17 protein-coding genes are annotated in these 26,832 nt (G+C 68.7%); 5 read left to right on the top strand and 12 right to left on the bottom strand.

Annotation, left to right across the window (positions count from 1 at the left end):
* Nucleotides 1–5: 5 nt before the first annotated feature.
* From ACH4K4_RS30205 to ACH4K4_RS30215, 3 genes are read right to left on the bottom strand one after another with little or no spacing between them, the layout of a single operon-like run.
* Nucleotides 6–743, bottom strand: a complete 738-nt coding sequence (locus ACH4K4_RS30205; protein WP_398171663.1) for a tRNA-dependent cyclodipeptide synthase — start codon at nt 741–743, stop codon at nt 6–8.
* Between the two features lie 42 nt (nt 744–785).
* Entirely contained in the window at nt 786–1,121 is a 336-nt protein-coding gene (locus tag ACH4K4_RS30210; RefSeq protein WP_398171664.1) for a DUF6092 family protein, read from the bottom strand.
* Nucleotides 1,081–1,689 (bottom strand): nitroreductase family protein, encoded by a 609-nt coding sequence (locus tag ACH4K4_RS30215; protein WP_398171665.1) that lies wholly within the window; start codon nt 1,687–1,689, stop codon nt 1,081–1,083. Before ACH4K4_RS30215 ends, ACH4K4_RS30210 begins: the two co-directional genes overlap by 41 nt.
* A gap of 531 nt (nt 1,690–2,220) precedes the next feature.
* On the opposite strand from ACH4K4_RS30215, the gene ACH4K4_RS30220 reads away from it, so the two are divergent.
* Nucleotides 2,221–2,970, top strand: a complete 750-nt coding sequence (locus ACH4K4_RS30220) for an SDR family oxidoreductase (RefSeq protein WP_398171666.1) — start codon at nt 2,221–2,223, stop codon at nt 2,968–2,970.
* Nucleotides 2,971–3,143: 173 nt separating this feature from the next.
* On the opposite strand, the gene ACH4K4_RS30225 is transcribed toward ACH4K4_RS30220, so the two are convergent.
* Entirely contained in the window at nt 3,144–4,358 is a 1,215-nt protein-coding gene (locus tag ACH4K4_RS30225) for a hypothetical protein (protein ID WP_398171667.1), read from the bottom strand.
* 71 nt (nt 4,359–4,429) lie between these two features.
* A complete protein-coding gene (locus ACH4K4_RS30230; RefSeq protein WP_398171668.1) occupies nt 4,430–5,662 on the bottom strand; it encodes a hypothetical protein in 1,233 nt (410 codons plus the stop codon).
* A 211-nt stretch (nt 5,663–5,873) separates the two neighbouring features.
* On the opposite strand from ACH4K4_RS30230, the gene ACH4K4_RS30235 reads away from it, so the two are divergent.
* Nucleotides 5,874–6,578, top strand: coding sequence for a hypothetical protein (locus ACH4K4_RS30235; protein WP_398171669.1), 705 nt, complete (start codon nt 5,874–5,876; stop codon nt 6,576–6,578).
* A gap of 41 nt (nt 6,579–6,619) precedes the next feature.
* Here the strand turns inward: ACH4K4_RS30235 and ACH4K4_RS30240 are convergent, their stop codons facing one another.
* The 6 genes from ACH4K4_RS30240 to ACH4K4_RS30265 form a co-directional block, all read right to left on the bottom strand.
* Nucleotides 6,620–7,768 (bottom strand): hypothetical protein, encoded by a 1,149-nt coding sequence (locus tag ACH4K4_RS30240; RefSeq protein WP_398171670.1) that lies wholly within the window; start codon nt 7,766–7,768, stop codon nt 6,620–6,622.
* Between the two features lie 10 nt (nt 7,769–7,778).
* Nucleotides 7,779–8,843, bottom strand: a complete 1,065-nt coding sequence (locus ACH4K4_RS30245; protein WP_398171671.1) for a hypothetical protein — start codon at nt 8,841–8,843, stop codon at nt 7,779–7,781.
* The gene (locus ACH4K4_RS30250; protein ID WP_398171672.1) at nt 8,840–12,667 is read right to left on the bottom strand and encodes a hypothetical protein; all 3,828 of its coding nucleotides are present in this window, start codon (nt 12,665–12,667) and stop codon (nt 8,840–8,842) included. The genes ACH4K4_RS30245 and ACH4K4_RS30250 overlap by 4 nt, the downstream gene beginning before the upstream one ends.
* On the bottom strand, nt 12,664–14,964 hold the full coding sequence (locus ACH4K4_RS30255; protein ID WP_398171673.1) for a hypothetical protein: 2,301 nt from the start codon (nt 14,962–14,964) through the stop codon (nt 12,664–12,666). The genes ACH4K4_RS30250 and ACH4K4_RS30255 overlap by 4 nt, the downstream gene beginning before the upstream one ends.
* 20 nt (nt 14,965–14,984) lie before the next feature.
* Nucleotides 14,985–17,699 carry a DUF6603 domain-containing protein gene (locus ACH4K4_RS30260; protein ID WP_398171674.1) on the bottom strand — a complete coding sequence of 905 codons (2,715 nt, stop codon included), beginning with the start codon at nt 17,697–17,699 and terminating at the stop codon, nt 14,985–14,987.
* A gap of 114 nt (nt 17,700–17,813) precedes the next feature.
* Nucleotides 17,814–18,653 (bottom strand): DUF1524 domain-containing protein, encoded by an 840-nt coding sequence (locus ACH4K4_RS30265; protein ID WP_398171675.1) that lies wholly within the window; start codon nt 18,651–18,653, stop codon nt 17,814–17,816.
* A gap of 291 nt (nt 18,654–18,944) precedes the next feature.
* On the opposite strand from ACH4K4_RS30265, the gene ACH4K4_RS30270 reads away from it, so the two are divergent.
* From ACH4K4_RS30270 to ACH4K4_RS30280, 3 genes are all read left to right on the top strand, one after another.
* Nucleotides 18,945–19,463 carry a hypothetical protein gene (locus tag ACH4K4_RS30270; RefSeq protein ID WP_398171676.1) on the top strand — a complete coding sequence of 173 codons (519 nt, stop codon included), beginning with the start codon at nt 18,945–18,947 and terminating at the stop codon, nt 19,461–19,463.
* A gap of 1,093 nt (nt 19,464–20,556) precedes the next feature.
* Entirely contained in the window at nt 20,557–22,680 is a 2,124-nt protein-coding gene (locus tag ACH4K4_RS30275) for a bifunctional polysaccharide deacetylase/glycosyltransferase family 2 protein (RefSeq protein ID WP_398171677.1), read from the top strand.
* Between the two features lie 77 nt (nt 22,681–22,757).
* Nucleotides 22,758–24,182, top strand: coding sequence for an LCP family protein (locus ACH4K4_RS30280; protein WP_398171678.1), 1,425 nt, complete (start codon nt 22,758–22,760; stop codon nt 24,180–24,182).
* Between the two features lie 1,294 nt (nt 24,183–25,476).
* On the opposite strand, the gene ACH4K4_RS30285 is transcribed toward ACH4K4_RS30280, so the two are convergent.
* A complete protein-coding gene (locus ACH4K4_RS30285; protein ID WP_398171679.1) occupies nt 25,477–26,748 on the bottom strand; it encodes a hypothetical protein in 1,272 nt (423 codons plus the stop codon).
* Nucleotides 26,749–26,832: the final 84 nt, after the last annotated feature.

The raw sequence follows: 26,832 nt of genomic DNA on the forward strand, positions 1-26,832 counted from the left end.
GATGATCAGCGTTCGGCCGAGATCTCCGAGAGCAGGACGAGACCCTGGTCGGCGGCGGCGCGCAGCGGGCCGTCCTCGGTGTAGAGCAGGTCGGCGAACGGGACGGGGGCGTGGTAGCTGGCCAGTGACGCCGGCACGCCGAGGATGCTCGGGGTGTCGATGAAGAACGGCAGCTCGTCGATGAGGTACTCCAGTGCCAGGCCGGTCGGATCGCCCTGCGGGGGCTCGCCCTGCACCGGTTGCTGCCCGTCCGCGGGAACGGTGACGGCTTTGGCCGTCACCTCCCGGCAGACACGGCGGGTGCGTTCGTCCGACGCCAGCGCGTCCCGGACCCGCTGGTGCAGTGCGCGGTACTCGGGCGACTGCGCCAACTCGGACAGCAGGTGGGTGCGTTGTTCCGGCTCGGGGACGCCGCTGCATTCGAAGGCGCGGCGGAGACGCCGACGGACGCCGGATATCTCGGTGCGGGCCTTCTTGCGCGCCACCTGCTCCGCATAGCCCCGCGCGCGGTAGTTGGCGGGCAGGGAGCGGTCAGGGACGATGACGTCCACCCGCTGGAAGGTGGCGTGTGCCCAGCGCAGCATCCGGGCCAGGGTGGGGATGCCGTAGTAGCTGTTGCCCGGACTGACGCCGATCAGCAGGTGGTCGGCTCCGGACAGCAACCGTCGGCAGTTGGGGGTGTGCGGCAGCGCGGTGTAGCTGTCCGCGTTCGTCGTTGCGGTGGGGGACAGGGAATGTGACACGGAGGTTCCTCGATGTTGGTGGGCGTGGCCGGGGTGCCTGCGTCAGGGACGTGCGGAGGCGTCCGCGGCCGGTGCGGGTTCCCGGACGGCGTGAGCCACCTGACGGCAGAGGTCGTCCAGGAGCTCGGCAGCGTCGAAAGGCTGCTGCGGGCCGGTGGCCAGGCGTTCGATCTCGGCGCGGACGGCGGCCAGCCGCGGGTCGTGGGGTCCGCTCGCCTCCAGCAGCTCCAGGGTGCGGCGCGCTCCGTCCATGCACCGGAAGACGCCGTAGAAGCCGGGTTCGTCCAGCAGGCCTCGCGCGCTGCTCAACAGGAAGCCGGCCAGCAGCGCGAGCCCCTCAGTCAGCTGCGGCGGGTGCGGAGAGGCCGACTCGCTCATAGCTGATCACCTCGCTTCTGGGGCGGCGCGGGGACGGTTGGGGTGTCTGCGCGGGATGCCCGACCGGCACCAGGAGCAGCGGGTCGAGCGTGACTGGCAGGTCGAGCAGCTCGCGTAGCACGCCGGGCACGAAGCCGTGCACCGGGCAGGCACCGAGCCCGTGCGCGTGCGCGGCGAGCAGCAGGTTCTGGGTGGCCATGGCCGCGCAGAGCGGCGCGATCCGCCGCCCGGAGACATCGGTGCTTCGCGTGGTGTCCACGCAGACGACGACGATCAGCGGAGGCAGCCCGATCACGCCCGGTGACAGGCCGCGCAGCCGCCGGATGGTACGCCGGTCCTGGACGGCGAGGAAGGACCACGCCTGGGCGTTGCCCCCGGAGGGCGCGGCGAGCATGGCGTCGAGCAGCGTCTCCACGACGGGGGCGTCGATCGGCGCGTCGGTATAGCCGCGTACGACGCTGCGGGTGAGCAGGGTCTGCATGAACGCGGCCCCCGACGGGACCCGTGACGGGCCGGTACGAGGCAGCTCGCGCGGAGCGTCGGGGACGGCGCTCAGCGTGTCAACCACGGCGACGGGTCCACTGGTGTCCGGCGGTGCGGGAGCAAGAAGGGCAACGGTCTGTCTGCTGGGGAGGCGGCGCGGACCGGCGACGCCGGATCCGGGGCCCCAATGTGGGCGGACACCACTCGGTTCCTTTCACCAGGCCCGCAGTTCAGCCGGTCGGCCGCGCAGGCAAACGGGAGTAATCCCAAACTGCCTGCCGAGCCGCGATCGCGCGCCCTATGAGTGCCGAACGAGTGATCGACCGCAGCGCCCTGAGAAGCGAAGCGCACAGCCGTCCCCCACCAGCCGGCCGTCCGCTTCCCCTGCCACGCAGCTCAATCGCTGCGCGTAGGCGTGGGCGGCACGCGCACGGTCCTCGAACTGGCCGCCACTCACCGCCTCAAGTCCGTCGACTACGTCTCCGCCGCCAACCGGTGGGCGATGTTTGTGGAGCGACGCGGAACTCCTGCCACCAGATGCCCGGAATGCCCGCCTGGTGTCGTATGGGAAGGGTGATCAAGTCGGTCACCGGCAAGAGCGTCAGGAGTGCGGAGCATGGCCGAGAACACTTTGCGGGACAAGGTCGCGGTCGTCGGCGGGGGCGAGAAGAATCTGGGCGGGCTGATCAGCAGGAATTTCGCGGAAGCCGGGGCGAAGGTGGTCGTGCACTACCACAGCTCCCAGAGCGACGCCGAGCAGACGGTGGAGGCGATCAAGAAAGCCGGGGGGCAGGCCGTCTCCGCCCAGGCGGACCTGACCAAGGTCGCGGAGGTGCGGCGGCTCTTCGACGCGGCGGTGGACGCCTTCGGCGGCGTGGACATCGCGGTGAACACCACCGGGATGGTGCTGCGCAAGCCGATCCTGGAGACCACCGAGGAAGAGTACGACCGCATGTTCGGCATCAACGCCAAGGCGGCGTACTTCTTCATCCAGGAGTCCGGGCGCCGGCTGAACGACCACGGGAAGATCATCAGCCTGGGTACGTCACTGCTGGCCGCCTTCACGGACGGCTACTCCACCTACGCCGGCGGCAAGGCACCACTGGAGCACTTCACCCGGGCGGCGGCCAAGGAGTTCGCCGACCGGTACATCTCGGTGAACACCGTGGCGCCCGGCCCGATGGACACGCCGTTCTTCTACCCGCAGGAAACCCCGGAGAGAACGGAGTTCCACAAGTCCCAGGCGATGGGCAACCAGCTCACCCACATCGAGGACATCGTCCCGATCATCAGGTTCCTGGCCACCGAAGGATGGTGGTTCACCGGCCAGACACTGTTCCCCAACGGCGGCTACACCACCCGCTGACCGCCCGACCCTGACGGAGCGGAGCCGATTGCCGACGAGATCACCCGCATGGTGGCCTGTCACCGACGCCGGGCGGGGTCGCGTCGGTTAATCGGCTCCCCGCGGTGCTTGTTACGACGGCTCGTGAACGATGCGGGCTGGGCGTTGGGCGGTGAGCGTGGTCAACCGCCCGGTCACGGCGTGATCACGGCTCCGTAGCAGGCGCCGCGGGCCCAGGCCTGGGAGTTGATGTTTCTGAACGGTGGAATGGCAGGGAGCTTGCCGGTGTGGCAGGAGGAGGTCTTCTTCATGGTCGCCGGGTCGAGTTCCTGGGCGCGGAGGCTGGTGGGGGAGGAGGCGTAGACGACCCAGAGGTTCTGGGTGGTGGGGTGGACCGCGACTCCGGCGCACATTGTTTTGATGGTGTCGACGGTCTCGGTGGTCCGGCTGCTGGGTTTGGTGATGTCGTGCCGGGCCACGATGAGTTGGTCCTCCGTTGTCTCTACGGTGCAGCAGTAGGTGGTGCTCTGCTTGGTCGCGAAAACAGGCGGGCAGCACACTTCCGATCCCGCCGTGAAGTCCGTGAAGGGGTTGGTCGGCGAGGTGAGGTTCAGGCGCTGGAGGAGGCCGCCACCGGCCAGGAACAGATAGGAGTTCGTCGGGTCCACCGCAATGAAGCGGAACTGTTCGTTCACCTCGTCGTTCCGGTCCGCGTATGTGCTGAGGCCGTGATTTTTGATCTCTGTGGAGACGAGGACGCGTTTGGCGCCGGTCGAGTTGTAGGACAGCGCATACAACTTGGGGACCTGATTGGGCTTTCCCAGCACCAGGTCTTGAACGCCGTTCGCCCAGACGCTTCCCGTGCCGAACGTGTAGTACGTCCCGGAGTAAGTATCCTTTCGGGAGCCGTTCTTGGGGGCGTTGTAGACATGGGCGCTTCCGCTCGTGCCGGACGCTGCGTACAGGGAGTTGTCCTGCGGGTTCACGTACGCGCTTCTCCCCTCGATGCGGACATCGGTGACAGGGGTCGCCGCTTTCAGCTCCATCAGCTTGGTTCTGTCGGTACCCCCGCATGGCCGGTAGCAGTATGCGTAGGCCAGGTCCTGGTCATCCATGACGACCTTGTCGGACGGACGCACCTCCAAGGTGACGGCCATCCCTTCTGTCTCGGCCGGCGTTCCCTGTGGCGTGTCTTGTGAGGAGTGTGCGTCCGGTCTTGTTTCGGTGCTCTGCATCGTGCGTTGGGGTGCGGCGTCTGCTTCCACTGGGGGGTCCTCCGCCGTTCGGCGCGAGGAGAGGTCGAAGGTGAAAGGCTGGGCGCACGAAACGTCCGCGGCTTCGCGGAGAAGTCCGTTTACGTAGTAACGCCCGCTCTGCTGGGTCAGCGCGAATACTTTGAGCTTGGCCATTCGGTGCCTCCTGAGTGACGTCTTCGTCAATTGCCTTACGTGCTTTGCCGCCGGGTGCGGCGGTGGCGCTGTCACGCGGTGATGAACGCGCCGTAGCAGGCCCCTTGCTGCCATCCGGTGAAGTCCAGGTCGTTGTAGGAGCTTGCTCCGGGTAGTGTCGCGGTGCGGAAGTTGGCGGTTGTGGTCATGGTCGAGGGATCGAATTCCTGGGCGCGGAGAGATGTGGCGCCGGTGGCGTAGACGAGCCACAGGTTCTGCGTCGAGGGGTGGACGGCGAGTCCTGCGCGGGTCGTGCCATCGCTGCCGTCGATCGTTTTCGTCGTGCGGCTTTTGGGCGCGGTCACGTCGTACCGGGACACCAGCAGGTTGGACCCCGAAGACTCGACCATGCAGCAATAGGTGGTGCCGCCCTTGGTCGCGAAGACCGGTTGGCAGCACAGCCATCCGCCCGCGGTGAAGTCCGTGAACACGTCCGAGCTGAGGTTGAGCCGCTGGAGGACGTGGTCGCCGGCCAGGAACAGGTAGGAGTTCGACGGGTCGATGGCGATGAATCTGCAGTCCTGACTCACCTCGTCACTGCGGTCGGCTCTGAGGTCGCGTCCGTGGCCTTTCTTGCTTGAGGAGGTGAACATCCGCTTGTACTTCGGCCACTGTCCGAACGTCTTGGCCGACAGGGCGTAGATTTTGACTTCCTTGTTGGGCTTCCCCACCGCGAGGGTCAGGGTTCCCCCCTTCCAGACATCTCTCCGGCTGATCTCGTAGGAGGTTCCGGAATACTGGTCCTTGCGCGTTCCGCCCGACGGCGCTTTGTAGACGAATACTGTGCCTTCCGATCCCGAGCCTACGTACAGGAGGTTGTCCTGCTGGTCGAAGAAGGCGCTTTTCCCGGTAAGGCGTACGTCGGTCTGCGCGGAGCTCGTCTTCATCTCCATCAGTTTCGTCCGGTCGGGATACGTCCAAGCCTCGGGGTAGGAGTAGGCGTAGGCGAGGCCGCTGTCGTCCGCGGTGACCCTGTCGGCGCGTTCCACGTTCGTCGACCAGAAGGTGCCGTACTGGCCTCTGGGTGTCTCTTTGGCCGGGGATTCGGTGACGTGAGCGCTCTGTTCTTCGCCGCTGGGCTCCGGCGCGGGTGTGGGGGTCTGTGACGAGTCGTGCTCCGCCGCGGAGGAGCCGTCCTCCCGACGTGCGGGGACATCGAGGGTTGTGGCGTAGGAGAAGGCCTTCTTGAACTCCCGGTACGGCTTGTTCGGGTGAGTGAAGGTGCAGATTTGGTGGCACTGCCCGAAGACTCTGATCGTGGCCATGACGGCTTCCTTTCGTGTTTTCGTTTCGGGGCCCCTGCGCTGTTGCTGCCGACGAAGGATGCGCAGCCGGGCGCCGGTCCAGGCCCCGCCGGCCGGGCACGTCTTCGAAAGTGCGCTCCGTATCGCCGCGTTCCGTACAGAGTTTGGGCCGGCGCTTCCCTGTTAACACATCACCGCGACACATCACCTTTGAACCGGAAGGTTGCGATCGATGACGGACACGCCAACGGCCATCGTCTGCGGGAAAGGCAAGCCCAAGAAGGAGCCCCTCGTCTTCGTGTTCTACGGTGTGCTGCTGCGGAGGATCCTGCAACGTGAATCCGACGGTAAAGCCATTGAGACGTGGTACACGTCGGAGCAGGACAAAGTCGAGATCAAGTTCAGCGAGTCGAAGAAGCGCTACGACACCTGGTGGAAGGGGGTGAACCTCGGAGATACCGGCCCGGTGGCGGTGTTCCGCAGGGACGAGAGGATCAGCGACAATGTCTACACCTTCCATGCGCTGGTGCCGGCGAAGCAGGGGTACTCGTGGATCTCGTGGCTGCACACGGAAAACGGCCGGCAAGAACCCAAGGTGCGGAGCCTGCCCGCGCTGCCCAAGGGCTTCGTGCTGTCGGCGGCGAACGAGACTCCCGACGCCCAGGTATTGCTGTGGGGGAAGGACAGCGGAGGCAAGAGCGCTTACTGCGTGTGGTACCCGACATCGGGCCTCGTGTCGAAGACGCCGTTGGCCGGGCCGGTGACCGGTCAGGTGACGGCGGCTTTCTTGGGCTACGACAAGGTCGGGGAACAGCAGGTATTGCGGCTGTACGTCGGCACGCAGGAAACGGCGTTCACGGTGGCTTTGAAGAAGGGTGTCTACACCTTCACGCGGCAGAGTGACCGCGACGGCTTCTTGAGCGGCGCGAATCCGTAGCTCGGCTCGTACGTGGCTGTGGTGGCGGCCGGCCCGCGCGGTCATGTGAGCGCGGTGCGGCCGGCGCCCAGCGGACGCCAGTCCAGGGCCAGGAGGTACCACTCGTTGTCTCCGATCTCGGGAGCGCTGGTGGTGATGGTGAGCTGGTGATGAGCGGGCAGGGGCAGGCAGTAGGTCTGCTCGGCCAGCCCTGTGTGCACGGTGGCGGTGTGGACTGTGGTGTCGTTCTTGGTCGTGGCCAGGGTGGCGGTGACGGTCTTGTCGGCGAGGCTGGTGCGTACGCGGACCAGGAGGAAGCTGTCGGTGGTGGCGGTCAGGGTTGTCGGCCGGTCCGCGGAGATGAGGTTCTTGCGCCAGTCGTGGGGAGTGAAGCCGGGCAGGTAACCGGCTTGGGCCAGGGGGCGGTTGAGGAGGTTCACGGTGCGTTCGGCGCTGAGCTTGCCCGCGGTGACGGCGGGGTGGGCGACGAGCACGGTGGTATACAGGGAGGCGGTGCTCTTCGGCCCGGTTTTGGGGGTGAGTTCGGCCTTCAGCACACACAGGGTGTCGTGGGCGGGTGCGAGCGGGTAGCTGGTGCGGCCCGAGACGTCGATGGGTTTGCTGGGGCCGTGGCCGGTGCTGTGGGTGAGGGTGTACTTGACGGTGGTGTTGGCGGGTTTCGTGGTCTTCCAAGTGAGGCTGGTGCTGCGGTGGTCGGCGTCGATCATGTAGGGGTCGGGCCGGAAGTCCCGGAAGACGAAGCCGGCCGGGTTCTTGTTCAGGGTCAGGGTCTTGGTGCGGGTGGTGCCTGCGGGGGTGCGCTCGCAGGCGGTGACGGATGCCTGGCCCTGGGCGCCGTTGAGGACGAGGCCGGTGATGGTGAAGGAGACGCCGCCGTTGTTCTTCACCTCGATGCCGACGTCTTCGGGATCCTTGCTCCCGACCTCGGTGCGGTCCGGGCCGGTGAGGTCCTGGCGATAGGCCTCCCAGTCGTCGGGGACCCGCAGACCGAGGCCGTCGGCCTTCTGCTCGGTGACGTCCGCGGCACCTTTGCCGCGGGGCAGTCGCAGGCTGACGCGACTGAGTCTGACGGGAGCGCCGGTGAGGTTCTCGGCTACGAGCTCCAGTTCGGCGTTGGTGTCCGTGGCGGGCAGGTGGTCGGGTTTGAGTGTGTACTTCAGGACGGCGTCGTCGGCGGCGGGCTGGGGCATACCGGTCTCCCTACTTGTGCCCGGCCGACCGGCTGCCGCAGGTCTGCTCGGTGAGGTCGCCGCCGCCCAGGGCGAACCAGGCGGCCTGGCCGCTGGGGGAGTCCCCGGACAGGGCGAGTTGCAGCTCGGCCCCGGCCGGCAGGGGAAGCTGGGCGTTGACGGGAATCTGGGCACTGTCGGCGTGCAGGACGCGTTCGACGGCGGGCTGGGAGTCCTTGCCCGGCCGGGAGACGGAAATTCTCAGGGTGGCGCGGGTGTTGTCCTGGCGGGTGGTCACGGTGGCGGTGACGAAGCCGTCGGTGGCGGCCCGGTAGCACTTGGTTTCTTTGGCGGTGGCGCTCCACGCGGCCGTGGGGGTGCGCATCAGGGTGGTGTGGCCGTTGGCGGAGAGCGCTCCGGCTTGAACGTCGCCGAGGGTGACGTGGACGGCGGTGGCCGCGTGGGCCTCCTTGTTGTTGGGGCCGGCGGCCTTGAGGAGGAAGGCGGTGGCCGCGTTGGTGAGGTCGTCGACGGTGTAGTCGCAGGTGCCGTTCTTGTCGTTGACAGCGATCGGGTTCTTGACGGCCTTTTTGTCGGAGCGCAGCAGGGTGTAGGTGGGCTTGCCCTTGGGCCCGTCCCAGGTCAGCTTGACCGACTTGCCATGGCCGACTTCGGCCACAGCAGGTGCCAGGCGTGCGATGACGAAGTCGTTGGTGTCCTTCGTCAGGTGGTGTCGGGTGGTGTGGGTGGTGCCGTCGTCCAGGGTGGCGCTGACGGTGATCTCCACGGTGCCGGGTTCGGCGTTGACGAGCAGGGGGCCGAGGGCCAGTTCCGTATGCGCGGCAGGGGCGCCGATGGGATGCGCGTCCAGGAGACCGTGCCCCGCCTGCTGCAGTGTCCATTCGGGCGTGTGGGGGGCGAGGCTGTCGGTGGCTTCGGTCAGGTCGCCGGCGTGGGGCCCGGTGGGTACGGTCACGCGCACGCTCTGCACGGGGGCGGTGATGCGCAGATGCAGCGTGGGAGCCTGCGGGTCCCAAAGGGTGCTGCACTTCACGGAGTCCGGGTGGAGGGCGGCGGCGTAGGGCGCGTGGGTCATCGGGACTCCTGCGGATCGATGCGCCCGGGGGCAGCGGAGGGCTGGGGGGTGCAGGTGAGGTAGCCGCTGTGGACGTCGGGCGTATCCGGGCCCAGGCGGGCTTCCTGAGTGGCGGCGGCCAAGTCGTAGTGGTCCCAGCCGGTGGCCGGGGGCCGGGTACGGGCAGCGAAGCCCCAGTCGCCGGCGGCGTCGGGGGTCGGCAGCGTCAGTTGTGACCGTCCGGGGAAGCCGCCGGGCGTTCCGGCGGCGGGCAGGATCCGGGCCAGGGCGGGGCCGAGGCGTACACCCAGGACCAGGCGCTGAAGGTGGGCGTCGACGGCGGCGCCGGGCAGGCGGTAGCGCAGTTGGGGCTGGATGTCGCTGTGGGCGCTCAGCTGGGTGTACGGGTCGATCAGGACGGTGAAGTAGGCGGCGTCCTTCGGGTCGACCTTCGGGGCGACGGGCCGGGCGGGAACGGCGAGGTCGGCACCGTCGTAGATGTGCTGGATGTAGCCGCTGGCGGGTTCGGGCGGCGGGTGGACGGCGTGCAGTGTCTCGTAGTCGGTGGTGCCTGGGGCGGGGGCGGGAGTGGCGGCGGGAGCGGTGTAGTAGCCGACCAGGCCGTCGCGGCGGTCCCCGCCGGCGCCCAGACGCACCGGCCAGCGGCGCGTCGCATAACGTGGGTCGGTTGTGGTGGCGGAGTCGAAGACCTTGTCCCAGTGGGGGTTGGTCAAGGGTGACGCGTCCAGTTCCAGGTGCAGGCGCATGCGGACCAGGGCCAGGGGGCGTCCGGCGGCCATGCCGGCGCCGATGCCGGCATCGGGCCGGTGGGCGGTGCACAGCAGCGTGGTCTCCACGCTCTGGGCCAGGTCGACCAGGCGGGCGGGGCGCTCGGTGGCCGGGGCGAGGCCGGCGGCGATGGCGTCGGGGTCGGCGTCGACCAGGCCGTGCAGGAAGCCGGCCAGCGCCGGGTAGGCGGTGGTGAAGGGGACCTGGCGCAGGGACTGCGGGGTCAGGTAGGCGGAGCCGGGCAGCGGCAGCCAGGTCACGGCGTCGCGGGAGCCGTCCTCGGCGGGCCCGTCGAGGAAACGTACCTCGCCCAGGGCCTCTCCCTCGGGTGAGTAGACGGCGAGGACGAAGTGCCGGGCCGGGTGGCCGTCGGCGCTGGTGCGGCGGACGACCAGCCAGGCGGCGACGGGAGTGTCGCGGGTCAGCAGCGGGTCGCTGTCGGTGTCGACGACCTTGTCCAGGCCGGTGGTGGTGGCCGTGTGGGACAGCGCGCTCAGCTGCAGGCGAGCGGGCTGCACAAGGCGCGGGGCCAGTTCGATGTAGCGGTGGGTGTCCTTGTCCTCGTTCTCGTTGCCGGTGGTGGCCTTGTGGTCGCTGATGAGGGACGCCGAGCGGCGCGGACGGTAGTTCTGCTCGTTGTCGCTGTCGACGACCAGGACGCCGCGGCCGAAGGTGTCGACGATGTTGAGTCTGCGCAGCCGGATGTGGGCGGCTTCGACGCTCTGGTAGGTGCCGAGGGCGGGGTCGGGCACGGTGCCCTCGCGGGGCGTGAGCGAGTCGGGCAGCGTGGTGCCGGACAGGTGGCTGGTGGCGCGGTGGGTCAGGGCGGCACGCAGTCCGGTCAGCTTCTGCGAGGCGAGGTTCCAGGTGCCGGCCAGGGTGCGGAAACGGGTGAAGGCGTCGGGGGTGCCGGGGTAGGTGGCACGGTACTGATCGATGCGGTGCCGCACGGTGGCGGTGGGTACCGCGGAGATCAGGCTGCGGCCTTGCATCTCGAAGCTGCCGGCGGCCTGGGTCGGAGCGGCCAGGTGGCGGCGGCTGCCGTCGAAATGCCAGACGCTGTTTCCTGCGCTGTTTTCGTAGGGCAGGGTGTGTGCCTTGACCTGCCAGGTCAGGGTCAGCGGCCGCCAAGGCTGCTGCCAGACCCGGTCGGCTTCGGGCCAGGGGGTGGGCAGCGGCTTGCTCATCCGTTCCTGTTCACGCATTCGCTTGCCGTGGGCCAGGTGCCCGGCCTTGGCCAGGTAGTGCCCGGCGCCGTGCAGAACGTGCAGTTCGCGTACGTGGTTGACCATCGCTGTCTTCACCACCGTGGGGGCGAGCGAGGTGGCGCTGTGGAAGTGGGCGGGCAGCGGCAGTTGGGCGATCTCGGGGGCGGTGAAGGTCTTGGCCGGGGAGGTGTCCTTGGCCGTCAGGGCGAGGCCGGCCAGGGGCTGGTCGGCCCACCGGCACGGCAGAGCCGCGGTACGGGCCAGGGAATCGCTCAGCGGCGTGCCGGCCCCGCGCATCAGCACGGTCGGATCGCCTGGGGCGTAGAAGGGGTCCTTGGGGCCCGAGCTGAGCGTCCAGTCCGGCGGCAGGGCCTGTTCCAGCTCGGCGCGGGCCTTGTCCCGCCGGGCGCGCAGGGCCGGCAGCGCTGCCCGCGCGTCCTTGAGGTCTTTGGCGGGCCCGGCCTTGGTCTCGTCCGTGTGCTCGGTCGCCTTGGTGATATTGAAGTCCGGTTTGGTCTCCGCCTCCGCGTACAGCCCTTTGAGCCACCACAGTTCGCTCACCTGCCGCTTGAGCCGGGTGACGTCGTACGTCTTGTGGTCCAGGGCGTGCTGGGCGGCGTTCAGCGCGGCGAGTTTGGCCGGCAGGGTGGGGTCGTCGGCCACGGGGTTGGCGCCGTCGTCTTCCCAGGGCTCGAACTCGGGCTCGATGCGGGTCAGTTTCCACCAGGTGCCGTCGGGGGTGGGGGAGAACCAGTCGTGGTGGGTGGCCGTCTGGAGTACGTCAGGCTCGAAACCTTCGTCCACGGCCTGCTCCAGGGTGGGCAGGTGACCGCTGTGGAAGGCGTGGAAGGCGCTGGTGGCACTCCGGTCGACGCCGTTGCCGGAGTAGGCCGGCAGGCTGTCGTTGACGAGGGCGGCCATGGCGTCGGCCATGTCGTGTCCGAGAGCGACCTTGATGTCCTGGCGCTGGAGGGGCCGCGGGTCCGGTGCGGGTTTCTTCGCCGCGTCCCAGGGCAGCGCGACCACGGTACCCGCGTACAGCGAGCGTTCGGCGCCGGTGAAGGCGGGGAGCGGGGTGGCGCTCCAGCCCAGGCGCTCCGAAGCGTTGCTGGCCCGGTGGGGAGCGTCGGCATCGTCGCAGAAGAAGTCCAGCAGCGAGGTGACCTGGGCGGCGGCCAGCGGGTCGTCTGCCGCGCTGGAGTGCCAGCCGGCCACCAGGTAGCTGACGGTGCCCTTGCCCAGGGCGGCCGGCTTGCCCTTGCCGTCGGCCAGGGGGTCGTGGAAGGAGAAGACGTCCTGGCAGTAGGGCTGGAAGGCGGCGAAGGAGGGCAGGCCGGGGCCCAGCACGGTCAACGGCTTCTGCCACGAGCCGGTGGGCTCGCTCCAGGTGCCGGAGGCGGTCAGGTCCTTGCTGCAGCCCATCCACTGCTTGCGGCCGACGCGGGAGGTGGCGCCGCCACTGCGTTTCGGTTTGTCTGACAGGAAGTTGCTGTAGACCAGCCATCCGGCTACCTGGGGCGCCTGCTCGGCGGTTGCGGCGTCGGGGTGGTAGTAGCGCAGGATCAGCCACCGGTCGGGCACGCTGGGGTACCACAGCGGGCCGTCTCCCCGGGACAGGTCGATGCGGCCCTTGCCCAGTGCCTCGGGCAGGTGCCAGTGCAGGTAGACGCCCTGGTCCTTGGCCTGGGTGCCGAAGGCGTCTCCCATGTCCAGGGGGTGGGGCTCGGGGTCGCGGTAGTGACTGGGGAAGGCCAGCGGGCGGCGCCAGAAAGGGTCGTTGGCCGTCTGCCGGGTGACGACCAGCGCATCGACGGTGGCGGGGACGATCAGGCAGGAGGTGAGGGTCACGGCGTTGCCTCTTCCCGCTGGGGCGGCGGTGTCTTGGTCGGGGTGAGCTCCAGTTGGCCTGCGGAGCCCAGCAGTTGCAGGGCCAGCCCGGCCGGGGTCAGTTGATAGGAGGTGTCGCCCAGGGCGGTGCGCAGCGCTGCCTGCACCCGGCTGGTCACCGGGTCGGTGCCCTCGGCGATGCGCAGTACTTCCTTGGCCCGGTCGCTGGTCCCGCGCTTGCAGGCGTTGAGCCCGGTGGCCTGGGCATCCAGTCCCTTGCCGATGTCGGTACCGCTGGGGCGGCGCAGGTTGAGCGAGCCGTCGTTGGCGCTGGTGTGAAAGCCCATGCTCAGCCCGTGCGGCGGCTCACGCAGCACAATGCGGTCGGGCTGCTTCTTGTCACACAGCAGCAGCATCACATCCGGCAGCGGCCGCCCCACGTAGGTGGTCACCGCGGCGCCGTTGTGGGTGACTTCGACCATCAGCTCGGGCCAGTAGCGCACCAGCGGCGAGCGGATCAGCCCGCCGAAGACCGGCAGTTGGGGGTAGAACGTCTCGGCGAGCGCGTCGTCAAGCAGCCTGTCCAGGTACACATCCAGGCGGGTGACAGCGCCGGTGCTGCGCATCCCGTCGAACATCGCCCGCATCCACTGGGCATCGATGTGGAAGAACCGGGCGGCCGGGGCGGGCAGCATGGCGGCGTGCGGGACCAGGTGGTCGAAGGGCACCTGCATCATCCACTGCTGCGGCTCCCCGAGTGCGCCGGCCACCTCGGCCGCATGGTCGTCGGCCACCGCCCGCAGCGCGCCCGCCAGCCCTGCCCGGGCTCCGTCCTTCGCCGCCGTACCCGCGCACAGCTCTTGTACCGCGCGATCCAAGCCGGCTGCGGCGCCCCGCGGCGCCCGGTGGTGCCCGTTGGCAGCCGTACGTCCCGGCTCGACCGCCGACGGGGGCGGGTCGGGCTTCTCCAGGCCGGAGGTGATCTTTTGGGCGAGATCGGCGTTGACCAGAGCCTGGAAGCGGGTGCGGGCGTCCTGGGCCGCCGTCAGCGCGGTATCGGGTGTGCGGTGCAGGGTCCGCAGCGTATCCAGGCCGGCGATACGGTAGGCGGCCAGCGCTCGCAGCAGCGAAGGATTGGCGGCGGCCAGCAGCTGTCCGCGGGTGAACGCGCACGCGTGGCCGACGTCCCAGACCCCATGGTTTTTGAGGTAGACCAGGGCGGTCTCCGCACTGGTGAAAGGGGTGCGGCCGGTGGGCAGCGTGCGCGCCGGGCGGGCGGTGAAGGGGCCGCGGTACCAGGCCGGAGTGTGTTCTCCGGACGGCAGCCGGTAGGTGACCGGGACGCAGCCGCCGCGCAGCCGCTCGGTGACGTGTGCGGCGACCGCACCGCTGCCGCTCGTATGCGGCAGGCGCAGCAGGTTCTCGCCGCGGCTGGCGGTGGCCAGGTCCTGGGCCAGAGCGTGGAAGTCGCTGTTGGTGGCGTTTCCCGAGCTGGTGGTGAAGGACCAGGACCACAGCACGGCCAGGCGCATCGCCGTTTTGCCGGTGGGCCATTCGGTGCCGTTGCCGGCGAGGAACTTGAATCCGGCGTAGCCCTCCAGGGAGACCAGGGCAGCGGTGTAGCGGCGGTTTGCCAGGCGCGGGAAACGGTTGCTGAACAGCACCGCGCGCCGCCCGGGAGTGAAGGTGTCCTGGGAGGTGCGCTGGACATGGAGGGCCACATCGCGTACGTGGGCGAGCCAGCGCAGTTCGGCCAGCCGCGGTAGCACGTCGGTGACCGCATCGGCCCGCAGGTCCAGAGTACGGCAGGGCCGGTCGTAGATCTTTTCGGCCGGCACCGGCCCGGTCTTCGGGTCCAGGGCGGGGGCGAGGACGGTGGCGGGGGGCTTGAGAAGGTCCTTGACCGTGCGGGCGGTCACTGCTTCCTGATGGGAGTCGAGCAGCACGTCGTCGTCGGTGACCAGGATCAGGGCCTGCCAGGGGGTCTGTTTGTCGCTGCCCAGAGGGCGGGCCCAGGGCAGGGTGCTGTGGGACAGAACCAGGTGGGGCAGGGTCAGGCCGAAGTCGCCGTGGCCGGTGGGAGGCGGATGAACGGCGGTGACGTCGGCCGGCTCCAGGGTGAAGCGGGGCGCGTGGACGGCGAAGGACAGCGACCCGGCCAGAGTGCCCAGCGTGGTGGTGCCGTCCTTGACCGGTTGCCGGGCGGCGAGGGTGTAGGTGTCGGTGTCCAGGGCGGGCTGGTCCTGGCTGGCGAAGGTGACCTGCAGATTCTTGTCGGCGGCGAGGTGCAGCGTGGTGGGGTCGGCAACATCGGTCATGGGCTCTGCCTTCCGGGCCGTCAGGAGATGAGCATCGGGTCGTCGGGCAGGAGGGACCACAGGCGTGCGGTGTAGGTACCGAGCGCGTCCAGCGGCGCGGGGGCGCCGTGGTCGGGCGGCGCCAGGCCCACCGCCTTCCACCGCTCGTACACGGCCTGGCGGGCCTGCCGCGCGGTCGCCGTGCCCACCGAGGCGGCGACGCTCGCGCGGGTGCCGTCGGCCGGCTGGTCGCCGAACGGCGTGTCCGGCTTGGGCAGGCCGCCTTCCTTGCCCGAGGTGGCCTCCAGCCGGTCTTTGGGGATCGGCCCGATCAGAGGGTCGGTGCGGGTGGGGGCAGGCGGCACCAACTGTGCGCCCACCACTGTTTCCAGCACTTCCTTGCCCGGTGCCACCGGCGGCGGCGTGCTCGCACCGAGGGGAGCGCCCCACGCGCTGATCGGGAGCTTCCCGGAGGCCGGGGTCACCGCCCACTCCTTCAGGCTGAGGGTGGCGCCCGCCTGGTTGGTCAGCGTCAGGGTGCACTCGGCGGTCGCCGCGCTCTTGTTCATCGGCCGTACCCCCACGGTCTGCGTGGCAGCACCGGCCTTGGTCACGAAGGAGGCGGCACCGGTCTGGACGCGCAGGTGGGTCGCGGGAGCCGGGGTGCGCACCGACAGCACCAGGGCGCCCAGCGCTGCCTTGGGCACGTCCTTGCCGGCGGCCGCGCCGGGGGCGGGCTGTTCGTGCACCAGCCCACGGGCCACCGACAGCTGGGGCTGGGCATCGGCCAGCACCCGGCTGTGGAAGTCCGGCCACTCCAAAGCCTCGGCGGCCGCGGGCCGCGGCGCGCCGAAGCGTACATAGACGTCGGGCACGACCGGCAGTTTCAGCCGCGCCACCCCACCGGTCGGCGGGCCCCACAGATTCAGGCGGGCCTCCAGCTCCACCCGGTGGGTGCCCATGAACCGCACCTCGGCACCGACCTCGATGCCGAGGTCCACCTCGAAGCGGAACGGCTCCCACTGCACCGTGGCATCCAGGTGCGCCCGCAACCAGGCCGAGACCCGCGAGGAGGAGTACTCCACCCGCAGCGCCCCGCCGACCTGAAGCATCGACGGGGTCACCGCCGCGTACGCCTCGCCCCGCACCACCACCGCGTCACTGGGCCGCCAGTCGATGCCGATCCGCGCCAGCGACTGCGGATAGTGCGCCGGCGGGCGGTAGGCGGGGTGGTAGCCGCCGAAGCTGATCACGAAATCCCCCGCCCGGGACGAGGGCGGTAGCCAGGTGCACATCGCGAACGCACCCGTCACCTTGCAGTCCCGGCTGACCACGTACGACTGTGCCGGGTCCAGGGCGCCGCCCACCGACAGCTCGCCGGTGGCGTACCGGTAGACCGCCCGCAGCCCCAGCGTCAGCCCCGCATACGGAGTACCGGTCTGCGGGAAGCGGACCCGGGCCACGCCCAGCAGCGCCACCATCACATCGCCGGGCGAGACCTGCAGGGCCACCACCACCGACGCCTCGACGACCTTGAACACGGTGAACTGGGCGCCCACCGCGATCCACAGGTGATCGCCGGCCGCCGTCACCAGCTCCCCCAGCTGCTTGAGCACCGCCGCTGCGCCCTTGCTCAGCGGCAGCGCACTGTCGTCCCCGATGCCGGCCACCAGCGGGTAGGACGCCACGTCCTCGGCCCGCTCGGGCAGCTGCAGGCGGGAGTTGTAGCCCAGGCCCCCCACGAACCCGGTCACCTCCACCGGGCCCAGCAGCAGATGCAGCCCCGTCACCTGCCCGATCAGGAAGACGGTGGTGCGCCCGTCCTTGAGCTGCCCGTACATCCCGGCGGCCAAGAACCCCAGCTGCGGCGTGGTCACCGCCAGCAGCCCGCCGATCAAGAGCTTCAGCGGCTCCGGCGGCGGCTCTTGGCGCACCAGCGCCCCGGCCACCTTCACCGGCCCGGCCGCGTAGGACAGCCCCAGGCCGTCCAGCGCACCGGAGATCGCGAACGTCTTGTCCAGCGTCACCGCCAGGCCCAGCCCGACCGCGTCGAAGACCAGGCCGACCGCGCCCAGCGAGGCGTCCACCAACACCGCCAGTCGCTTGGCCGAGGCGGTATAGACCAGTCCGACCCGGTGTACCTGCAGCGGACCGAGTGCCTTGTTCACCTCCACCCACACCACCGCACCCCCACCGCCCGCGCCTGCCCCGGCGTCCGGCCCGCCTGCCTCCACGGACCCCTGTGTCTGCGCCGGGCCACTGTCCGCCAGCCGCTTGGAGCCACCCCCGGTCCCGACCCAGAACGGCGGCATCGCCGTGCCGGCCACCGTCAGCTCGATGCCCAGCGACGCCCGCCGCGACAGGCTCTGCGCGCTCAACTGCGGTACGCCCGCCCCTGTCAGCAGCGCCTGCAGCCGCTTGATCATGTCGGCACTCGGCGCCTTGGAGCCGGTGCGTGCCAGCACGGCGAGCGCCGTCACCCGGCCTGCCCCCTGCGGCAGCCGCGGACCCACCACCGGCAGCTGCGCCAACGACAGCTGCGGCCGCACCGCTCCGGCCACCACCGCCATCCGCCCGTCCGCAGCGGTATGCGCCAGCGCCACGCCGACCGACCACTCGCGCCCGCCGGCTGTCCCCGAGGCCCGGATTCCGAGCGCGATTTTGCCGTCGGACAGGAAATCCAGCCGCAACGACGCCGACGTCAGGTCCGCGACCGCCTGATCCGGCAACTGCTCCCAGACTTTCTCGTCACTCACTGTCTCGCTCCACACCGGGCCTGCGCCCTTCTCCGAGGCCGGGCCCCTTGCGCCGGCGGGCAACCCCCTTCGCCGTCACCGACGACACGCCTGGCAAGCAGGACCGTCAGCCGGTCACCCGCATTCGCCGAGCATCTCTGCCAGCCTGGTTCTTTCCCCGTCGGCGACTGTGAGCTCGTAGGTGTCTTTCACTTCCACCCACGCCCTGCTGTAGTCGCACCAGTACTCCTTGTTCCGGGGCTCCCAGTTCTCCTTGCCTTCACCGCCGGGAACGCCGTCCCCCTTCGACTGGTTGCACGAACTCGTCACCGCCAGCAGCTGCGGGTTTACCAGGTCGTTGGCGATCTTCTTCAGTTTCGCCTTTTCCGAAGAGCTCTTGTACCACTTGAATCCGCCGGATTCCCATACATTCTTCAGGGGCACCATGTGGTCGATGTTCACCACCTGGTTGTGTACATTCTTTTTCGCTCTGCTGACCCTCTTCTTGTCGTAAGCACTGTCCCAGGTTCCCTGGGTGACCCGGCACTCTCCGTCCTTCACGTTGAAGGCCTGGTCCTCGATGCGATCACGGTAGAGGACCGCCAGGTCCGTGCCGCATTTTTCCTTGTCCTTGCTTCGGGTGATCTCTTTTGTGACCCACGCCCCTTTCACTTTGTAGCGCACCGTGAGTTTGTGATCCATTGGTTCCCAGCCGCCGAACTGCTCGGTGCGGTTGTACTCCGGAGAGGCTGTCTCCGTGGTTTTTTTGAGCGCGGCAAGTTTCGTCTTCGCGTCTTTCGCGCTCAGCGTGATGTCCAGCTGGTTGTACGGCTCGAAGGCTTCCCTGTCCTTGCTGTTCGGGGCGTACAGCTGGCACTTCGAGTCCGCTGCCGCGAGTGGCTGCGCGAGTGTGAGCTGGGCCCCGAGGGCGACCGCCGCCAGGGCGGCCGCGGAACACAGTGAGTGACGCCGCATCGCTGACGCCTTCCTTCCGTGCGGTCACAGTCCGGCACAGGTATGGGTATCCGCCCGAGTCATGATCGCCGCATATGCCACTCGAACAGTCCAAATGCCTATTCGTCGACCGCGGGCGGGCGCCCCGCAGCACCCGGCCCGGCGTGCCGTACGGGTGTCTGTCCGACCGCCGGAAGCGGCCGCGCCGCCGGGCGCCCGCCTCAAGCAGGTGTCAGGCTGGCGGGGTGTGACGCCGCAGGAATTAGGTGATGCCGACGAAATGGCATTGCCGCATCCGTCTAAGGAACTGACGTGACAAGTTCGCCCGACAAGCACGACGACATCGTCATCACGCCCCAGCAGACAGTGAAACTGTCAGTAGTGCAGACCGGACCGCCGCTCGTGCAGCGCGGCAGCCTGCAGGGCGTCAAGTCGTCCGACCTCGCGACCTGGCTGCAAAAGAACCTGGACGTCGCCTGGCCGACATGCCTTCCCCAGGTCTCCGTTCACCTGATTGTTGAGATTCGCAGCACAAAGAAGGGCGGCAAGACCTACCGCAATTATTCCTTCAAAGGCGAGTTCCAGTCCTCCGTCGATGCTGCCGTGCAGCTCACGTCCGTCACCATGCGCAAAGCCATGGACGGAAGGGTCTACTTCTCGGTCACCCTCGACGTGCTGACCCAGGTGGACGGGCAGACCCGCCACCTGCCCTTCCAAGGAGCCTTGAAGAAGAAGGGAAAGGACTGGAGCCTGACGGCCTCCTGGTCCGTCGGCGACGACGAACAAGGCGTGCCCTTCACCTCACTGGGCAAAGCGTTCGTCCCCAACTGACGCACAGACCAAGCCAAACTGTGCCGACGCTGATACGGGAGCAGTCGGGGCGCCGGTGTCGGAACGGCGTCCGGGGGCGCGGCGTGCCGGGCGGCGACTTCGGCGAATTCGTCCTTGACGGCCGCCAGTTGCTCTGGCGACAGGCGCAGGTCGTAGGGGGCACGGTGCGTCTGGAGTGGGCGGGCGATCTGGACGCAGGCAGTGGTGGGCGGCCTGCACACAGGCAAGGACGGAGCGCGTCGCGACGTCGAGTGTGAGCGTGATTTCGTCGTTGTAAATGTCGTTTATCGCGAGGTGAAGGCCAGAATGGCCTGTTGCCGTGCCACCCGGGTGCGCGAGTAGGGTCGGGGGGCTGCGTGATCACTGAGGGCTGCATCCTGCCCTCCCGGTCCTTGCGAGGGCACATGCGTACGTGCCCTTCCCGGCCCCACCCGGGAAGGGCGCATGGCATGCGCGCGTACGGAAGCGTCCGTACGCGCCGGGCACCGGGATGCGGCGCCGACGTCTCACGGGCAGTACAGCGGACCCCCGGGTCCGTATCCCCCACACATAAAGAGTCGCGCGTGCGCGGCCGCAGATCAGGAGTACCAGTGCAGGGCATCCCCCACATAGCCAGCACACCGCACGACGGGCGATTGTCGCCCGTACCCCCTGCCCGCAGGGAGCAGTACCCGGCGCAGCAAACGGGGTGGGACATGACACAGCGCATGCCACACCAGGGCTCGGTACCTCGCGTGCCCCCGGCGGCACGGCGTCCCGAGGCCGCCGTTCCCCGACATCCCGTCTTCATCTCCCAGTCCGGTTGGCGCAGGCGGACGCTGCAAGGCGTGGCGCTGGCCGTGGGCTGCACCTGCCTCGGGTATCTGCTGTTCGTCGGCATGCTGGTCAGCGGACTCCGGCAGCCCGTCGGCACGCACCCGCCGAGTATGAACGGACCGGTGCCTTCCGGTCCGGACACCGGCAAGTCGCAGTACGGCCGGGGCGCACCGGTCCGAGTTGATGCACACCGGCCGTCGGCCAGGGCCCAAGCGGACCGCGACCACCGCCGCCCGCCGGCCGGCAGATCCGCCCCGTCGGCCGGAGGCCCGAAGCAGTGAGCCGGCACGCCGCCACTGTTCGGCGGCCGCCGCGCGGACACTGGCTCGTGCTCCTGCTGGTCCTCCTGGTGGTCGCCGTCGTCCTGGTCTTCGAGGGCTGGACGACCCACCAGGTCGACGCCGCGCGCACCAAGCCGCCGTGCACCCGGCCGATCCCGCGTGAGGCGGATGACGGGAAGCCGCTGCTGCGGTTCGGCCCGAAGGGGGTCGCCACCGCGGCCATGCCACCCGGGACCGTCGCGCTCACCTTCGACGGCGAGCCCGACCCGGTGTGGACGCCGCGTCTGCTCGACCTGCTGCGCAGGCACCATGCGCGGGCGACCTTCTTCGTCTACGGGAAGGACGCGGCCCGGCACCCGGAGCTGGTGCGGCAGATAGTGCGCGAGGGGCACGAGATCGGTTCGTACGCCTACAGCGGCGGCGATCTCGGTGTCGCCTCACCGCTGCGCGCGCGGCTTGAACTGCCGCTCACCCAAACCGCTTTCGCAGGTGCGGCGGGCATCAACACCACCCTGCTGAGGCTGCCGCACACCACGGCTGCGGACACGCTCTGCGGGCCCGAGTGGCCGGCCGCGAAGCGCGCGGCGGCTCAGGGGTATCTGGTGGTCGCCTCGGATCACAAGGACCGCAAGCCGTGGCGTGGGGTGGTGACGCAGCACAGCCAGACCGACCTCGGCTACCACGAGGCCAAGGATTTGCTGGGGGACCGCAGCGTGAAGCGGTTCACCACCATCAGCGGCGGACTCGGCCGTTCCTCCTTCCTCGAAGAGGTCCCGGTCACCGAGGAGATCAAGGGGGAGGGGCTGATCTGGTCGCAGCGGATCGGGCACGCCTTCCTCACCGTGATGGTGTGGACGCTGACCCTCACGGGTGCGCTCGGCGTCCTGCGGATGCTCCTGTTCGCGGTGTTCGCCAGGCTCCACGTACGCAGGCTGCACCGGTACCGGCCCGGCGCACCACGGCTGCGCGCGGTGCAGGACCCGGTGACGGTCCTGGTGCCGGCGTACAACGAGGAGGCCGGCATCGCCTCCACCGTGTACTCGCTACTCGCTTCCACCCACCCGCACTTGCAGATCATCGTGATCGACGACGGCTCGACCGACTCCACCGCTGACATCGCCGAGGGCATCGACGATCCGCGGGTGACGGTGATCCGGCAGCCCAACGGCGGCAAGCCCAGCGCCCTCAACACCGGCTTGGCGCACGCCCGGCACGACATCGTCGTCATGGTCGACGCGGACACCATCTTCGAACCCGCGGCGCTGGCCCGGCTGATCCAACCGCTCGCCCACCCGGCGGTCGGCGCGGTCAGCGGCAACACCAAGGTCGGCAACCGGCGCCGCCTCATGGGCAAATGGCAGCACCTGGAGTACGTCCTCGGTTTCAACCTCGACCGGCGGATGTTCGAGGTCCTGGAGTGCATGCCGACGGTTCCGGGGGCGATCGGCGCCTTCCGCAGGGACGCGCTGATGGGCGTCGGCGGTGTCAGCGACGAGACCCTGGCCGAGGACACCGATCTCACGATGGCGCTCTGGCGGGCCGGCTGGCGCGTCGTCTACGAGGAGTCGGCGGTGGCCTGGACCGAGGTGCCCAGCACCGTACGACAGCTGTGGCGCCAGCGCTACCGCTGGTGCTACGGCACCCTCCAGTCGATGTGGAAGCACCGGCACTCGGCGAAGGAGGTCGGCCCCGCCGGACGCTTCGGCCGTCGCGTGATGCTCTACGTCACGCTGTTCCAGATCGTGCTGCCGCTGTGCGCACCGGTCGTGGACCTGTTCGCCCTCTTCGGGGCGCTGTTCCGCGACCCCGTGGAGGCCGCCCTCGTCTGGTTCGGGTTCCTCGCCGTTCAGTTGGTCACCGCCGCGTACGCGCTGCGGCTCGACCGCGAGCGACTGCGTGTGCTGTGGGTGCTGCCGCTCCAGCAGTTCGTCTACCGGCAGTTGATGTACCTGGTGGTCATCCACTCCGTGATCACGGCGCTGCTCGGCACCCGCCTGAAGTGGCACAGCATGAAGCGAGCCGGAACCGCCGACCCGTATCTGCTCGGAGCACCGTCCGCACAGACGTCCGGAGATCCGCTGGAGGAGTTGCCCCCGCGGCGGAGCCTGTCGCCGCAGTGAGGGCACGGAGCGGACGGGAGGGGAACCGGTGAGTGGCCGCGTAAGTCCGACCTGGGACATGACCGAGGGAGCTGACCATGACAGACCCGCTTGACCAGCGGGCCGGACGCACCACACCCACAGGGGAGCAGGGCCGGCACGGCGACGTCGGGAGCCGTCCCGAGCACCGGGGGCCGGTGCGGGTGACGGGCGAGCTGTGGCACCCGGAGCCGGGAGGCAGCCGAGGCCCGTACGTCGAGCCCGAGCCGTATGCCGATCCAGATCCGCTTGCCGCTCCGGACCTGTATGCCGATCCAGATCTGTACGCTGCCCCGGGTTCGTACGCCGGCCAGGACTCGTACGCGGCCCCGGAAGACGCCGCCGCGCGTGAGCGGTTCGCCGAACGTCCCAGTTCGCGCTACGGGCCCCGGCGCGCCCACGCCCGGCAGCCGAAGAAGCGCAAGAGGCTGCGGCGGGCGGTGCTCGTCCTGCTGGCCGTCGTGGTCGTCGCGTCGGGCGGCACGTACGGCTGGGCCGATACCCGGCTACAACGTGATGTCGATCTCGGCGCGTACGGGGACCGACCGCCGCCCGGTGAGGGGACCAACTACCTCATCGTGGGCTCGGACAGCCGCGACGGACTCTCGGCGGACGACGTGGAAGACCTGCACGCCGGCGGGGGTGGCGGTCGGCGCACCGACTCGATGATGCTGCTCCACTCCGGGGCCAGGGGAACCAGCATGGTCAGCCTGCCGCGCGACTCCTGGATCACCGTGCCCGGCCGCCTTGACACGTCGACGGGCAAGCCCAAGCGGCCTGAGAGGGACAAGCTGAACGCCGCCTTCTCTTACGGCGGTCCCGAACTGCTCGCCCATACCGTCGAGAAGAACACCGGGCTGCGCATCGATCACTATGCGGAGATCGGCTTCGCCGGGTTCGTGAACATCGTCGACGCCATCGGCGGCGTCCGGATGTGCCTGGACCGGGACATCAAGGACGAGAAGTCGGGCGCCGACCTGCGCAAGGGCTGCCACACCCTGAGCGGCAAACAGGCACTCGCCTTCGTCCGCCAGCGGCACCAGGAGAAGGAGGGCGACTTGGGCCGGTCGAGGAACCAGCAGAAGTTCCTGTCGACCCTCGCCCACCAGGCCGCCCGGCCCGACACTCTCTTCGACCCGCTGCAGATCGGTCCGGCCATGCAGGCCGGGCTCGACACGCTCATCGTCGACAAGGACATGAGCCTGCGTGAGCTCAGCAGGATCTTCCTCGCCGTACAGAGCGTCGCGGGCGGACACGGCAAACAGATCAACGTGCCCGTGTCCGGCATCGGCGTCCCCACGCCCAAGGGCAACGTACTGAAGTGGGACGCCAGGAGGTCGGCCCGGCTCTTCGAGGACCTGCGGTACGACCGGCCGGTGACGGAGACGGGGAAGACGCCCCAGCACCGGGGCGGCGCCGTCAGCCACGCGCCGTCACGTGACGACCGCCCACAGCAGCAGGAAGAGCAGCGGACCGAACGGTGACGGCAGGTGGGAGGTGAGGAATCCCCGTCGGCTGGTTCCGGCGGGGATTCCTGCGGTCGGGGGCGGGTCTGGTGCGTGGTGTTCGACGCGCTTGCTGTGCTCCGGATAGTCGTTTTCGACGGCGTAGGAGGGCGGTGGTGATGCGGGTGCGGTGGCCGAGGTGCAGCAGAGGGCCGGAGGTGTTATGCGGCAGGTGAGGGCCGTGGCTTCAGGAGCACGGATGTACCCGGGGCTCGGTGGAGCTCCGTTGCCTGCCGTGACGATCACCCGGCCACTGTGCGTACGGCTGCGGCCTTCGAACTGGCATACCTCGGAGTGCACGGTGTTCCCCGGAGCGGTGAGCGGAGCTGGGTGACGCTGGATCGTCTCCGGCGGACATTCGGTGTGCGAGACCAGGATGTGGGCGAGCTCGAAGTGTACCTTTCCCGGTTGTGAGTGGGCCCGGACGGCCCGCGTTATCTCTCGACGACCGACTTTGTCCTGGCCGCAGCGGTGCGGCTCTGGCCAGTGAGCTGGGAGAGCTGGAGGTCTTGCGTCGCGGGCTGACGCGTTGTGCTGCCACAATTCGACGGTTACCCGGCCGCAGCAAAGTCCACGAAGTGCAAGGAAGCAGCGATCAACCAAACGTCTCCCACAAGCGTCATTACGGGGCTGCGAGTGAGAGGCGCCGGCCTTCGCCGACGAGGCCGCCCCAACACTCCGCCGAGTAGGCGCAGGAGCTGGCTGGGCACCCCTACGATTTTCGTCACGCAGAGATTTCGTTCTGTTTGGTATCCGGTGTTGTTCCCGCCACATGAGGCTGTCGGGCCGGGCGGAGCACCGTGGTGGTGTTCCGCTACTATGTCAAGTTCCTCGCCGAGGTTCGTGGTCACACCGACCACCTGCTTGAGGAATCGATGCGCCGGTGGGGCGGCAGTACGGAGACCGTATCCGAGGGCTGAACGGAGATTTGGCCCACGGGTGGCCCGGAGCGGTTGGTCAGCGCGGGTGTATGGGTGGAATATGGACTGAGGAAGCGCCTATTCGACCGCTTCCCCTGAGGAAGCGCCGCGAAGGGCGCCTAGTCTGTATTAGTGCAGGTCGAACGCTTTCTTGGTGCGTTTAGAAGAACCCCAGCTTCTTCGGCGAGTAGCTCACCAACAGATTCTTCGTCTGTTGGTGGTACAGGGTGCAATATGGCGCTGACCTGATGTAATGCTGGCTGTGAGCGCCGCTGGAGGAACGTTGGTCCGTGTATGGTCCGGATCTTGGTCTCGCAAAGGTTCGCCGGCATGCCGCGGTCTGCGGTGGTCCTTCACTCGTTCTGGAATGGCGCAATCTGGCGCATGGCCAGCACGGTGCCGTCCCGGCTGATCGAGACCACGCCGTCCCACTTGTCGTCCCAGAACGTCCCGTTCGGTTTGGTCCTCCATGCGTGGACCCGTTGCCGGTAGGCGGCGATGTCGGCGCTTCGCTCCTCACTCTCCCTGGTGAGGAGGGCATCGAGTATGTCCTTCGCGACGCCGGAGAATGCCTGAACCCGCTCGCCGTTGAGTCGAAAGACATGATCCGTGCCCTCGAACTCCTCGCCCAGCAACGTGTAACGCGCGTCATGGATACTGCCGGCAGCAGCATGCGCAAAACCTTGAAAGAAGTCGCTGCCTTGGCGTGCGGTGAGGAGAGCAGCGGTGGACTCGCCGTCGCCAGCGAAGGCCGTGAGCCCGGCGGCCCCGACCCGTGCCAGGGCGCGCTGGAACCACTCGTAGTACCTGGGACCGACTGGGCATCCGGGCTCGAAGATGCCAACGGCCGGATTCTCGTCACCTACCGGCAGGCCGATATCGGCAGCGGGCGCGTCATCCGGGATGTGCAGCCAGCCGCCGGGGCCATCGGCCTGCAGGACATGAACGGTGAGCGGGTCGCTCAGGGAAATCTCTGTGCTGAACAACAGGGCCGGCGTCTCGTCCCAGGCTCCGATGTGCACTCCGTCCGCATAAACAGCCGACGACGCGAGTTGCTCGTACACTTTCCGCCGATCGCTGTGGTTTCCCTTACAGGCGATCGGAAAGACGCGTGAGGAATCTCCCGGCTTCCAAACCTCGGCGAAGAACTGCGGGCGGTACTGGTAGCCGACGGTTTTTGTTTTTGCTTTGTCCCGGCTGGTCAGTGTCCAGCCGGCACTCAGAGCTGTGTCGGCGCGTACGATTGAGATGCCGGTATAGCGATGGGTGAGAATCTCCTCACTGATCGCCAACGCAAAAGCCTGTCCCAGCTCCACGGATTGCGGCACCCTGTAATACATGGCAATCCTTTTTCCCTCTTTGGGCACCTTGAGATGGGTTTCGGCGTCAGCGCTGAGCGCTTGGCAGTACTTGAGGCTGCCCCAGTGTTCTGCCAGTCCGTGCGAGGCGCCGCGCTGGGACAGTGCGAGGCCGCGAGCGAGGTAGTGCAGTACGTCCCAGAACGTCAACCGCGCTGACAAGCCAAGTTCCTCGCCGGGCAGTGGACGCAGGCCCGGCTTGCGGCGCAGCGGCGCGTAAGTGTCGCCTGGCTTCGTCTTGCCCTCTTCCTGGCGCTTCTGGAACATATCCTGCCGCTCGTGCTCCTTCTCGACGGCAGCTTCCTCGACCTTCCGACGAGTTCTCGGGTGGAATGCACTCCTACGGTCACG

Origin of the sequence: Streptomyces sp. NPDC017529 (genome assembly GCF_044329785.1) — a bacterium.
Lineage (GTDB): Bacteria > Actinomycetota > Actinomycetes > Streptomycetales > Streptomycetaceae > Streptomyces.

Bases quoted from the DNA above. Each gene is read 5' to 3' on its own strand.
- ACH4K4_RS30210 (WP_398171664.1), bottom strand. From the start codon at position 1,121: ATGAGCGAGTCGGCCTCTCCGCACCCGCCGCAGCTGACTGAGGGGCTC.
- ACH4K4_RS30220 (WP_398171666.1), top strand. From the start codon at position 2,221: ATGGCCGAGAACACTTTGCGGGACAAGGTCGCGGTCGTCGGCGGGGGC.
- ACH4K4_RS30225 (WP_398171667.1), bottom strand. From the start codon at position 4,358: ATGGCCAAGCTCAAAGTATTCGCGCTGACCCAGCAGAGCGGGCGTTAC.
- ACH4K4_RS30230 (WP_398171668.1), bottom strand. From the start codon at position 5,662: ATGGCCACGATCAGAGTCTTCGGGCAGTGCCACCAAATCTGCACCTTC.
- ACH4K4_RS30235 (WP_398171669.1), top strand. From the start codon at position 5,874: ATGACGGACACGCCAACGGCCATCGTCTGCGGGAAAGGCAAGCCCAAG.
- ACH4K4_RS30240 (WP_398171670.1), bottom strand. From the start codon at position 7,768: ATGCCCCAGCCCGCCGCCGACGACGCCGTCCTGAAGTACACACTCAAA.
- ACH4K4_RS30245 (WP_398171671.1), bottom strand. From the start codon at position 8,843: ATGACCCACGCGCCCTACGCCGCCGCCCTCCACCCGGACTCCGTGAAG.
- ACH4K4_RS30255 (WP_398171673.1), bottom strand. From the start codon at position 14,964: ATGACCGATGTTGCCGACCCCACCACGCTGCACCTCGCCGCCGACAAG.
- ACH4K4_RS30265 (WP_398171675.1), bottom strand. From the start codon at position 18,653: ATGCGGCGTCACTCACTGTGTTCCGCGGCCGCCCTGGCGGCGGTCGCC.
- ACH4K4_RS30280 (WP_398171678.1), top strand. From the start codon at position 22,758: ATGACAGACCCGCTTGACCAGCGGGCCGGACGCACCACACCCACAGGG.
- ACH4K4_RS30285 (WP_398171679.1), bottom strand. From the start codon at position 26,748: ATGTTCCAGAAGCGCCAGGAAGAGGGCAAGACGAAGCCAGGCGACACT.